Origin of the sequence: Spirillospora sp. NPDC046719 (assembly GCF_040645715.1) — a bacterium.
Classification (GTDB): Bacteria; Actinomycetota; Actinomycetes; order Streptosporangiales; family Streptosporangiaceae; genus Spirillospora.
Window position 1 is genome coordinate 1 of sequence record NZ_JBEYYT010000302.1, and the last position, 11,815, is coordinate 11,815.

Annotated in this window: 9 protein-coding genes; 8 read left to right on the plus strand and 1 reads right to left on the minus strand. The window is 76.6% G+C overall.

The window, feature by feature from the left end:
- Positions 1 to 43: 43 nt before the first annotated feature.
- On the minus strand, positions 44 to 1,261 hold the full coding sequence (locus ABZ914_RS35795) for a L,D-transpeptidase (protein WP_500198701.1): 1,218 nt from the start codon (positions 1,259 to 1,261) through the stop codon (positions 44 to 46).
- Between the two features lie 672 nt (positions 1,262 to 1,933).
- Between ABZ914_RS35795 and ABZ914_RS35800 the strand changes: the two genes are divergently transcribed.
- The 8 genes from ABZ914_RS35800 to ABZ914_RS35835 all read left to right on the plus strand — a co-directional run.
- Positions 1,934 to 3,412 carry an exopolysaccharide biosynthesis polyprenyl glycosylphosphotransferase gene (locus tag ABZ914_RS35800; protein WP_500198703.1) on the plus strand — a complete coding sequence of 493 codons (1,479 nt, stop codon included), beginning with the start codon at positions 1,934 to 1,936 and terminating at the stop codon, positions 3,410 to 3,412.
- Positions 3,409 to 4,776: an O-antigen ligase family protein gene (locus ABZ914_RS35805; RefSeq protein WP_500198704.1), complete on the plus strand. Its 1,368-nt coding sequence runs from the start codon at positions 3,409 to 3,411 to the stop codon at positions 4,774 to 4,776. Before ABZ914_RS35800 ends, ABZ914_RS35805 begins: the two co-directional genes overlap by 4 nt.
- Complete coding sequence (locus ABZ914_RS35810; RefSeq protein WP_500198706.1) at positions 4,773 to 6,581, plus strand: lipid II flippase MurJ; 1,809 nt, start codon at positions 4,773 to 4,775, stop codon at positions 6,579 to 6,581. The genes ABZ914_RS35805 and ABZ914_RS35810 overlap by 4 nt, the downstream gene beginning before the upstream one ends.
- Positions 6,529 to 7,230 carry a polysaccharide deacetylase family protein gene (locus ABZ914_RS35815; protein WP_500198707.1) on the plus strand — a complete coding sequence of 234 codons (702 nt, stop codon included), beginning with the start codon at positions 6,529 to 6,531 and terminating at the stop codon, positions 7,228 to 7,230. Before ABZ914_RS35810 ends, ABZ914_RS35815 begins: the two co-directional genes overlap by 53 nt.
- A complete protein-coding gene (locus ABZ914_RS35820) occupies positions 7,227 to 8,348 on the plus strand; it encodes a glycosyltransferase (RefSeq protein WP_500198709.1) in 1,122 nt (373 codons plus the stop codon). Before ABZ914_RS35815 ends, ABZ914_RS35820 begins: the two co-directional genes overlap by 4 nt.
- A 23-nt stretch (positions 8,349 to 8,371) precedes the next feature.
- Complete coding sequence (locus ABZ914_RS35825) at positions 8,372 to 9,190, plus strand: Wzz/FepE/Etk N-terminal domain-containing protein (RefSeq protein ID WP_500198710.1); 819 nt, start codon at positions 8,372 to 8,374, stop codon at positions 9,188 to 9,190.
- Entirely contained in the window at positions 9,187 to 10,566 is a 1,380-nt protein-coding gene (locus tag ABZ914_RS35830; protein ID WP_500198712.1) for a GNAT family N-acetyltransferase, read from the plus strand. Before ABZ914_RS35825 ends, ABZ914_RS35830 begins: the two co-directional genes overlap by 4 nt.
- A partial coding sequence (locus tag ABZ914_RS35835; protein WP_500198714.1) for a glycosyltransferase occupies positions 10,559 to 11,815 on the plus strand: 1,257 nt, incomplete at its 3' end. The genes ABZ914_RS35830 and ABZ914_RS35835, both read left to right, overlap by 8 nt.

The window sequence follows — 11,815 nt, forward strand, 5'->3', positions numbered from 1 at the left end:
CCGGACGGGATCGGCGCGGCCGTGAGGGCTGCGGGGGCGCGGGTCAGGCGCCCAGGGCCGTGGTGGTGACGGGACTGCCGAGGGCGCTGCCCTGCGCCCACTTGGCGAACGGCAGCTGCCAGTAGCCCCAGCCGTTCGTCCACTGGAGCTGGCGCTTGGTGCCGGTGATCGTGACCAGGTCGCCGCGGTAGGACCAGTTGTAGAACCACTGCGCGTCGCCCGCGGGGGAGCGGACGCAGCCGTGGCTGCAGTTGCGGTTCCCGAGGCAGGTCGGGTCGTCCATGTTCTGGTGGATGTACTCGCCGCTGTTGGAGATGCGGGTCGCGAACGGGACCTGCTCGTCGTACCAGCCCGGGTCGCCCTTCTTCTTGCCCGGCGGGCGCATCCGCTCCAGGCGGCTGTGGTCCATGGTGAGGTGGACGCCGCTGGTGGTGAGCAGGTGGTCGACGCCGTCGGACTGGACGTCGCCGCCCGCGCCGAGGCTGACGCCCCAGGTGCGGACCGTCCGGCCGTTCTTCTTCACGACGAGCTTGTCGGTCCTGGCGTTGACCTGGACGGTGTGGGAGTCGCCGATCTTGAACTTGCGGGTCACGTCCTTGGCGCCGAACACGTTGTCGCCGATCTTCAGCCCGGCGTAGTGGACGGTGACCGACACCTGCTGGTGCGGCTCCCACGGGTGCTTGGGGCGGAACACCAGGGACGGCAGACCGTTGAACGACTCGCCCGGCGCCAGCCACCGCCACGCGCCCTCGGTCGGCTTGGTCGAGGAGATCTCGATGCTCTTCTCGACGGCGGCGCGCGCCTTGGCCGGCACGGCCTTGTTGAACTGGATGAAGACCGGCATCCCGGTGCCGACCGTCTCGTTCGGGCTCGGCACCACGTTGTTGATCACGGTCGCGGCGGTGGCCCTGCTCGCCTTGAACGCGCTGGTGGCCGTGGTCGCCTTGCCCTTGGGCGAGGTCGCGGTCGCCGACACCTGGTAGCTGCCGCCCGGCTGCAGCGTCCAGGTCGAGTGCCACTGGGTCTTGTCGGCCGACAGCTTGCCGGGCACCTCGGCGCCCTTCAGCTTCACCGAGACCTGGCCCAGCGTGCCGCCCGCCGACGTGACGGTCACGCCCTCGTCCGGGCGGGCCTTGCCGGCGCCGTTCGCGGGGGTGATCGTCACCTTGGGGGCGCCGTCCTCACCGCCCGCCGCCGTCGTCCCGCCCTCGCCGCCGCTGCCACCGCACGCCGTCGCCAGTCCCAGGACCACAGCGACCACCGCAAACGACTTCCCTCGCACCGTTCTCCCTCATCCAGCCCACCCGAACCCGGCGGGGCGCGGACCCCGCAACGAGATCGCTGACGAACGGCCCTGTCTTCCCGGCCCGTACCAGGGGGGACGGCCGGTTTTCACGCCCGATCACATGTGACGTCCATCGTGCCCCGAAGGTTCGCATCGTGGGGGGCGTTCTTCGCATCTTTCGCCCCTGGCGCACCATCCGTTCCGGGCGCCGGGGCGGCCGGACGGGCGCGCGCCGCCGCCGGGGCGGCCGCCGCGGGGCCGGCGGCGGGACCGGGGAACGCATGTCAATGCTCGCAATCGGCGCGGGGACGGGCGAAAAGGAAATGTGTCGTCGGCGTCGCCGGATATGAAAATGCAAGGGCCCGCGCGGTGATTGCGTCCTTGGTGTTTCTTGGCGAAAGCGATGAGCGGCGATGGGGTCATCGCCGCAGGTCACGTGGGTAGCACCCGGACAGTGTCGATCTTCTCTTCAAGTCTGCGGTGGCCTTCGTTAAAAGCGGTGATCAGCGCCGGAACCTGCTGCGATGCTGGATCATGGCCGCCCGCGGACCCCATGTTCGGCGGCGGGGAATGCGCGCGGCGTCGCGGCACCGCGGGCACCGCCGAGTCACCCGCCGGTGAGGTTCTGTCAGCGAAGGGACGCGCGAGATGAGAGCCCAGGGGCTGAGCGCATCCGTCGACTCCAGCGCATCCGTCGACCCCAGCGCGCCCGCCGGTTCCGGCGCGCCGCCCCCTGCCCCGCCGCAGCTGCCGCCGCGCCGCCGCCGCGCCCTGTCCCCGCTCGCCGTGCTGTACCCGGCCTGCCTCGCCGTCGCGGACGGCTGGGCGATGGCCGCCGCCGTCGCCGTCGCGCGCGGCGCCGGACCGGACGGGGCGCTGCCCGCCGCCGCTGCCGCCGCCCTGGTCGCGCTGAACGCCTCGGGCGGGCTGTACCGGATGCGGCGCAGCCCGTCGCTGCTCGCCGACGCGCGGCCGGTGCTGGTCCGGACGCTCGTGGTCGGCGCGCTGGCCGCCGCGCTGCTGCCGGTCCTGACGCCCGGCGCGGCCCCGTCGCGGGCCGGGACGGCCGCCTGGCTGCTGATCGCGTCCGTCGCCGGTGTCCTGGCGCTGACGGCCCGCGCGTTCGGCAACGCCGCGGCCCGCACCTACCGGTGCCGCCGGTCCCGCGCCCGCACGGCCCTTGTCGTCGGGACGGGCGCGACGAGCGACCACGTCATCGACATCCTGTGCACGCGCGGCGAGTTCGGGCTCGCGCCGGTCGGGCTCGTCGGGGCCGGCGGCCCCGACGCGGCGTCCGGCCTGCCGGTCCTCGGCGACGCCGCCGACCTGCCCGGCCTCGTCGAGGAGCACGGCGCCGACACCGTGGTGATCGTCGCCGAGGACGTCCACCCCGGCCGGCTCGACGCCGTGCTGCGCATCTGCTTCGGGCTGCCGTGCGAGACGCTGCTCGTGCAGCCGCCGTCGGACGTCGTGCCGGTCGAGCCCGCGCGGCGCGAGTACCTCGCCGGGCTGCCGTGCGCGCGCGTCGACTGGCGGCTGCGCGGCGCGGCGCCCCGGTTCGCCAAGCGCGCCCTCGACCTCGCCGTCGGCCTGGCCGCGCTGCTGCTGGCGGCGCCGCTGCTCGCCGCGTGCGCCGTCGCGGTCCGGCTCGAAGGCGGCCCCGGCGTGCTGTTCCGGCAGCGCCGGATCGGCCGCGGCGGCGAGGAGTTCGTCCTGCTGAAGTTCCGCACGCTCAAGCCCGCGGACGAGCAGGAGTCCGACACCCGCTGGACCGTCGAGGGCGATCGCCGGATGGGGCCCGTCGGCCGGTTCCTGCGCCGCACGTCGCTGGACGAGCTGCCGCAGCTGTGGAACGTCGTCCGCGGCGACATGAGCCTGGTCGGGCCGCGCCCGGAGCGCCCGCACTTCGTGGAGCAGTTCTCCCGCACGTGTCCCGGCTACATGCTGCGGCACCGCGTCCCGGTCGGCATGACGGGCTGGGCGCAGGTGCACGGCTTCCGCGGCGACACCTCCATCGAGCTGCGGGCCCGCCTCGACAACCACTACATCGACCACTGGACGTTCGCGTCCGACCTGCGCATCCTGCTGCTGACGGTGCGGGCCATGCTGTGCCGGGACGCCGCGTGACGGCCGCCGTCCCCTTCCCCTGGCCGGGCCGGGCGCCGCGGACGTCCCGGCACGCGCTCGCCGGGCTGCTCGCGCGGCCGAGTTGGCTGGTCGCGGCGACCGTCGCGTGCGTCGGCGTTCCCGCCGGCGGGGGCGGGGCGGCCGCGGGGGCCGGGGCCGGGGTGCAGGTCACCGCCGGGGACTGCGCGAGCGCCGTGATGATCGCGGCGGCGGCGCTGCTGGTCGCGCGGGGCCGGGTCGCGCTGCCGCGCCGCGCGCCGTGGGCGTTCGCGCCTCTCGCCGCGGCCCTCGGCGTGACGACCGTCGCCTCTCCCGACATCGCCTCCAGCCTGTCCGGGTTCGTGCGGGACGTGCAGATCTTCGTGCTGGTGCCGCTCGCCGTCGTGCTGCTCGTCCGGGACCGCCGCGACCTCGGCATCGTGTTCGGCGCGGTGCTCGGGCTCGGGCTCGGCGAGGCGCTGTACGGGATCTGGCAGGCGGGCACCGGCGCGGGCGCGTCGATCGGCGGCGCGAACGTCCGGGCGGTCGGCACGTTCGGCGCCGTCGACGTCATGGCGATGTCCGTCGTCGTCGGGTTCGCGTTCCTGGTGCTGACGGCGTTCGCGCTGGTCGCGCCGCGCCACGGGGCCGCGGCGGTGCCGGTGGCGCTCGCCGGGCTCGGCGTGCTGGCGCTCGCGCTGCTGCTCGCGCTCAGCCGCGGGAGCTGGATCGCGCTCGCCGCCGCCGTCGGGCTGATGCTGGTGGTCTTCGACCGGTGGCTCGCGGTGAAGGCGGCGGTCTGCTGCGCCGCGCTCGGGCTCGTCGCGTTCGGGCTGCTCGGCGGCGGCGCGGTCGTCCAGCGGTACGCGTCGATCGCCGGTTCGGTGAGCGCGCCGGACCAGTCCGTCAGCGACCGCTACAACCTGTGGGCCGCCGCCGGACGGATCTGGGCCGACCATCCCGTCACCGGCGTCGGCGTGAAGAACTTCCCCGCCTACCGGGACACCTACGCGGGCATCGAGCTGTCGTCCGGCAGCGAGACCGACGACCCCGTCCACGGCTACGCGCGGCAGCCGCTGCTGTCGCCGCACGACGAGTACCTGCTGATCCTGTCCGAGCAGGGCGTGCTCGGCTTCGCCGGGTTCGCCGCGCTGCTCGGCACGGTCCTGTGGGGGCTCTGGACGCGCCGCGACGTCCGCGACCCCTTCTGGCTCATCGGCGCCGCGTTCACGGCGTTCCTGCTCGTCAACTTCCTGTACGCGGACATGGGCGGGCCCACCTGCGTGCTCACCGGCGTCCTCCTCGGCGCCGCCGCCTGCCGCGCCTTCGGCCTCCGGCGCGCGCCCGGCCCCGTTCCCGGGCCCGCGGGCGAGGAGCGCGGGTGACGGCGCGGGACGCGGCGCCCGACACGGCGCAGGACGCGGCGCGGGACGCGGGGGTCGGCGCGGCGCGGGACGCGGCGGCCGGCGCGGCGCAGGATGCGGCGGCCGGCGCGGGGCGGGGCGTGTCGATCGGACGGGCCGCCGCGCTGTCGGGCGCGCTCATCGCCGCCGGCACCGGCCTCGGGTTCCTGCGCGACCTCGTCATGGCGCACCGGTTCGGCGCGAGCGGCGCCACCGACGCGTTCCTCGTCGCCTGGACGATCCCCGAGACCGTGTCGCCGCTGCTCATCGAGGACGCCATGGCGCTGCTCATGGTCCCGGTCGTCACCCGGCTCCTCGCCGGGGGCGGCGGCCTGCGCGCCCTCACCGCGACGACCCTGCCCCGGATGGTCCTCGGCCTCACCGCCGTCACGCTGACGCTCGGGATCGCCGCCCCCGCCGTCGTCGAGGCGCTCGCGCCCGGGCTGTCGGAGCCGGGGCCCGCCGTCCAGTGCGTCCGGCTCACCGCCGTCACCGTCGTCACGTTCGGCGTCGCCGGGTTCATGAGCGCGACGCTGCGCGCCCACCACCGCTTCGGGCCGCCCGCCGCCATCTACCTCGCCTACAACATCGGGATCCTCGCGCTGATCGCCGGATTCGCCGGGCTCGTCGGGATCATGAGCGCCGCGATCGGGGTCGCCTGCGGCAGCGCGCTCATGGTCGCCGTGCAGCTCCCCGCGTTCGTCCGCTGCCTGCGCGAGGACGCCGCGCCCCGGACCGGCGCCGCCGACCTGCGGCTCGGCCTCGCCGCCGTCGCGCCCGTCGTCGTCTACACCGTCACCCGCCAGGCGCAGGTGTTCGTCGAGCGGTTCATCGGCTCCGGCCTCGCCGCCGGGTCGATCTCGCACCTCAACTACGCGCAGAAGGTCGCGCAGGTCCCGATGGTGCTGTCGCTCCTGATCGTCACCGTCACGTTCCCGCGCCTCGCGCGCGCGTCCGCGGACGGCGACACCGGCGGCGTCGCCCGCCGCATCCGGCAGGACCTCGTCGTCGCGGGCGGGCTCGTGCTGAGCGCGTCCGCGTTCCTCGTCGCCTTCGCGCCCGACATCATCCGGGTGCTGTTCCAGCACGGCGAGTTCACCGCCGCCGACACCCGCGACACCGCCGCCACCCTGCGCGTCTACGCGCTCGGGCTGTGGGGCCAGTCGACCGTCGGGCTCGCCGCCCGCGCGTTCTTCGCGCAGAAGCGGCCGCCGTGGCGGCCCGCCGCCGTCCTCGCGGGCGGCCTCGCCGTCACCGCCGCCGTCTGCGCCGCGTTCGCCGCCCTCGCCGGGACGGCCGCACTCGCCGCCGCGGACGCCGCCGGCATCACCATCGCCGCCGTCCTGCTCCTCGCCGGGCTGCGCGCGCGCGTCGCACCGATCCCGCTGCGCCGCGTCGCCGCCGACCTCGCCCGGCTCACCGTACTCGCGTCCCTCGCCGCCGCCGCAGCGCTGCTCGCCACCGGGCCGCTGGGCGGGGCGTCCGCGATCGTCCGGCTCACCGTCGGCGGCCTCGCCACCGCCGCCGCGTTCGCCGCCCTGATCGCCCTCGCGGGACGCGACCTCATCGCGCCATGGGGCATCCCATGGCCCTCATGGAGGCCCGGCGCGCTCGCCCGCCGCGGCCGCACATCTTCCGGGGGAACCAGTGACCCAGCCGACCGAACCGGCGCCGGAGACGGCGCCGACGACCAGGCCCGCACCGGCGGCCAGGCCCGCGCGGCCTCCGCAGGAGGTGGAACCGCCGCCGCTGGTGCTGATGTACCACTCGATCGATCACTACGCTGACGACCCGCACCTGGTGACCGTCTCGCCGCCCCGGTTCGAGCGGCAGATGGCCTGGCTGCGGGCCCGCGGCCTGCGCGGCGTCGGGATGGCCGAGCTGCTCGCCGAGCACGCCGGGGGACGCGCGCGCGGCCTCGTCGGCCTCACCTTCGACGACGGCTACGCCGACTTCGCCACCCGCGCCCTGCCCGTCCTCGTCCGGTACGGGTTCGGCGCCACCGTCTTCGCCGTGTCCGGACGGGTCGGCTCCTACAACGCCTGGGACGACGGCCCCCGCAAGCCGCTCATGACCGCCGAGCAGCTGCGCACCGTCGCCGACGCCGGCATGGAGGTCGCCTCGCACGGCCGCCACCACGTCCCGCTGCCCGAGGTCGACGACACCGAGCTGCGCGAGGAGCTGGAGGAGAGCCGCGCCGACCTCGAGGACATCACCGGCCGGCAGGTCACCGGCTTCGCCTACCCGTACGGGCGCGCCGGGGACCGCGAGATCGACGCGGTCCGCGCCGCCGGCTACGACTACGCCTGCCACATCCGCCCGGACGAGGCGTCCCGGCACGCGCTCGGCCGCGCCTACATCGGCGACCGCGACGGCCCCCTGCGGCTGCGCGCCAAGCTCATCCGGCACCAGATGCAGTGGCGGAGCCGCATGTGACCCGCGTCCTGCACGTCATCACCGGACTGGAGCACGGCGGCGCCGAGCACCAGCTCGCGCTGCTGCTGCGCCACCTGCCCGTGGAGTGCGAGGTGGCGACGCTGACGCGCGCGGGCGCCCTCGGCGACCGGATCCGGCGCGGCGGCGTGCGCGTCCACGAGCTCGGCATGCGCGGGAACCAGGACCTCGCCGCGCTGCCGCGGCTCGTCCGGCTGATCCGCGGCGGGCGCTACGACGTCGTCCACACGCACCTCTACCGCGCCTGCGTCTACGGCCGCGTCGCCGCCCGCCTCGCCGGGACGCGCCGGATCATCGCCACCGAGCACTCCCTCGGCGACGGGCAGATCGAGGGTCGCCGCACCACCGGCGCCGTGCGGGCGCTCTACCGGGCGACCGAGCGCCTCGGCTCGATGACGGTCGCGGTGTCCCCGACGGTCGCGGCGCGGCTGCGCGCCTGGGGCGTCCCGTCCGGCCGCGTCACGGTCATTCCCAACGGGATCGACCCCGCTGCCTTCGCCTACGACCCGGAGCGGCGCGCCGCCGCCCGCCGCCGCCTAGGCATCCCCATGGACGCCCACGTCGCCGGCACCGTCGGCCGCCTCGTCCCGACCAAGCGGATCGACCTGCTCGTCCGCGCCGCCGCCCGGACGCCCGATGCACGCCTGCTCATCGCAGGCGACGGCCCCGAGCGCGCGCGGCTCGAACGGATCGCCGCGACACTCGGCCTCACCGGCCGCGCCGTCTTCACGGGCGGGACGGACGACGTCCCGTCCGTCCTCGCCGCGATGGACGTGTACGCCGCGCCGTCCGCGCAGGAGACGTTCGGCCTCGGGGTCCTGGAGGCGCTCGCCGCCGGGCTCCCCGTCGTCCGCACCGCCTGCCCGGCCCTCGACGACCTGCCCCGCGACGAGGCGCCGCACGCCACCCGCCTGCCCGCCGCCGCCGGACCGGACGCCTGGAGCGCCGCCCTCGGGCGCCGCACCGGACGCGTCCCGGTACCGCCGGCCGTCCACCGCTACGCCATCGCGGAGCAGGCCGCCGAACTCGCCCGCCTCTACACCGGCGGGGCGCCGAGCACCGGGCGGACGCGGCCCGCCCGCGAATCCATCCCGACCTGAGGGCACGAGAGAAGGGTCAGCCGATGTCGCAACGTGACGCCACCAAGAAGCCGGCCGCCGGGAAACCGGCCCCCGGAGGCGGCCCGCCCGGCGAGGACGGCCGCCCCAAGGAGAGCCGCGCCAAGGCCCGCCGCACGGCCCGCCGCGCCGCCGCGACGCCCGGCCGCGCCGCCGGCGTGGCCCTCGCCCGGCTGCGCGCCCCGCTCGCCGCGTTCCTCCGCCGGTTCGGGCTGCTCATCGCGCTCGTGCTGAGCGGCTTCCTCGGCGGGCTCGGCTACGCCCTGTTCGCGCCGACGACCTACACCGCCACCGCCTACGTCCTCGTCGTGGACGACGGCGACGGCGGCCAGGGACCCGCCGCGGTCAGCTTCGCGCAGGCGTTCGGCCGGCTCGCGCCGCTGCCCGAGACCCTCGCCTACTCCTCCATCCCGCTGCCGGACGGCGCGATGGCCGCGACCCGCGACCACATCCAGTCGTCCACCTCGCCCGACACGCCGCTCATCAAGCTGGCGGGCAGCGCGGGCACCCCGGCCGCCGCCGCCGCGTACGCCAACGCCGCCGCCGACGCCCTCGTCCGCTACGGCACCTCGCACCGCACCGACACCGGCGTCCGCGTCGCGCTGATGAGCATGGCCGCGACGCCGTCGGCGCCGTCGTCGCCGAACCCGCCGCTGGACGTCGCGGTCGGCACCGCGTCCGGCGTGCTGCTCGCCGGGCTCGGCGCCGCCGTCCTCAGCGGGCGGCGCGGCCGAGCCCACCAGCGGGGCCAGCACGACGCGTCCCGCCCGCCGCGCGGAGCCGTGCCGAGCCCCGCCGCCGAACCCGTGGAGGTGCACTCGTGACGCTCCCGAGCGTGATCCGCCCGAGCCGGGCCGCCGCGCCCGCCGGGGCATGGCAGGTGGAGGTGCGCCGCGACGAGGGCGCCCTCATCGAGCTCGCCGGCGAGCTGCGCGACCTGTACGAGCGCAGCCCGGAGGCGACCCCGTTCCAGTCCCACGAATGGCTGAGCGCCTGGTGGGGCTGGTACGGCGTCCGGGGACGGCTGAGGCTCGTCCTCGTCCGCTACCGGGGCCGCCTCGTCGCCGCCGCGCCGCTGATGACCGCGGGCCGCTGGGGCTTCCCCGTGCTGGTGCCGATCGCCGACGGGCAGAGCGACTTCACCGACTTCCTGCTCGACCCCGCATACACCGACGGCGCCGTCGAGCACCTCGCGCGCGCCCTGCACGGCATGCGCGGCCGGTGCGCGATCGACCTGCCCGAGGTGCGGCCCGGCTCGGTCGTCCACCAGGTGATGCGGCGCTGGCCCGGCCGGACGTGGCCGATGCCCGCGTCGGTGTGCATGGAGCTGCCCTGCACCGGCATCGCCGAGGTCATGGACCGGCTGCCGCGCCGCAGCGCCGGGAAGATGCGCGCGAAGCTCCGCAAGATCGACGTGCGGGGCATCACCGTCGAGGCCGTCCCGCCCGAGGAGGCCGCGGACGCGATCGGCGCGCTGCTGGAGATGCACGCCCGGCAGTGGCGCGGCCGGCCGATGAATCCCGAGCACTCCCGCGAGCGGTTCCGCCGGCACCTGGCCGAGGCGGGCGCCGCGATGGTCCGCGAGGGGCGCGCCGCCGTGCTGCGGTACCACTGGGACGGGCGGCTCGTCGCGAGCGACCTCGTCCTCATCGGGCACCGGTTCGTCGGCGCCTACCTGTACGGGGCGATCCCGGAGCTGCGCGACAGCGTGGACGTCGCGCTGATGCTCCTGCGCGAGGACCTCGCCCTCGCGCGCGCCCACGGCCGGCAGGCCGTCAACCTGCTGCGCGGCGAGGAGCCGTACAAGCTGAAGTGGCGGCCGAGACGCGTCCAGAACCAGCGGATCGTCCTCGGCCGCGGCTTCCCGGCGTCCCTGTTCGCGGGGCTCGCCCTGGTCCGCGCGGGCCTCGCCGCCCGCCGCCACCACCGTCCCGCGACGGTGCCGCTGCCCACCCCGCCCCGCGACGACGCGGCGAACCGGCCGGCGCCGCACGAGCCGGTGCCGCATGAAGACGGGGTGCCCGACGGCGCGAAGCGCGACGAGGTGCCGCAGCCGCGCGACGACGCCATGCCGGTGCACGAAGCGATGCCCGTACACGAAGCGATGCCGGTACACGAAGCGATCCAGGGGCGCGAAGCGATGCCGGGACGCGACGCGGGAGCGGGCGCGCGGAAGGGCGGGCAGGCCGGGCATGGCTGACGCCGCCGAGCCGCTCCGCGTCCTGCACGTCAGCCAGCCGAACGGCGGCGGCGTCGCCGTCTACGTCGGCCAGGCCGTCACCGACCAGCGGCGCCGCGGCTGGGACGTGGCGGTCGCCTGCCCGCCCGGCGGCGACCTGCCCGCCCGGTGCGCGGCGGCCGGCGTGCCCTGGTTCAACTGGGACGCCGACCGCGTCCCGGGCCCGCGGACGCCGCTGGAGGCGCTGCGCCTGCGCCGCCTGATCAAGGGCTTCCGGCCCGACGTCGTCCACCTGCACTCCTCCAAGGCGGGCCTCGCGGGGCGCCTGCTCCGCCTCCCGGCCGGGGTGCCGGTGATCTTCCAGCCGCACGGCTGGTCATGGCTCGCGGCGACCGGGCGGCAGGACGCCGTCAGCCGGCGCTGGGAGCGGTTCGCGGCCCGCCGCGCCGACGCGCTCGTCTGCGTCGGCGAGGGCGAGCTGCGCGCCGGGATGCGCGCCGGGGTCCGCGGCCCGTTCCGGCTCGTCCGCAACGGCGTGGACCGGCGCCGGTTCGGGCCCGCCGACGCGTCCGCCCGGCTCGCCGCGCGGACCCGGCTGGGGCTGCCCGCCGCCGCGCCGCTCGCCGTGTGCGTCGGCCGGGTGACCCGGCAGAAGGCGCAGGACGTGCTGGTCGCGGCGTGGCCCGCGGTCGCCGCCCGGTGCCCGTCCGCGCTCCTCGCGATCGTCGGGGACGGCGAGGACCTCGACGCGCTGCGCCGCCGCCCGGCGCCGGGCGTCCGGTTCGTCGCGGCCGTGCGGGACCCGCGGGACTGGCTGGCCGCCGCGAACGTGGTCGTGCTGCCGTCCCGCTGGGAGGGGCTGCCGCTGACCGCGCTGGAGGCGCTCGCCACCGGCCGGTCCCTCGTCGGGACGGACATCCCCGGCATCACGGAGGTCGTCCGCCCCGGGCTCGGCGCGCTCGTCCCGGCCGACGACCCGGGCGCGCTCGCCGACGCGATGGCGGCGCGGCTGCTGTTCCCCGGGGTCGCGGAGCGGGAGGGCCGCGCGGCGGCGGAGGCCGCGGCCGCCTACGACATCGCCGAGACGGTCGCCCGCCTCGCCGCCGTCACCCTCGAGGTGGCGGGCCGGGGCGGGGCGCCGGACGGCGTGGCCCGCGAGCTGGCGGAGGCCGAGGACCTGGGCGTGGACGTCCTCGCCGGCTCGGAGGTCCTCGCGATGTCGGGCGCGTCACGCGCCGGCGGCGGGTTCCCGGGCGGCGGGTTCGCCGGC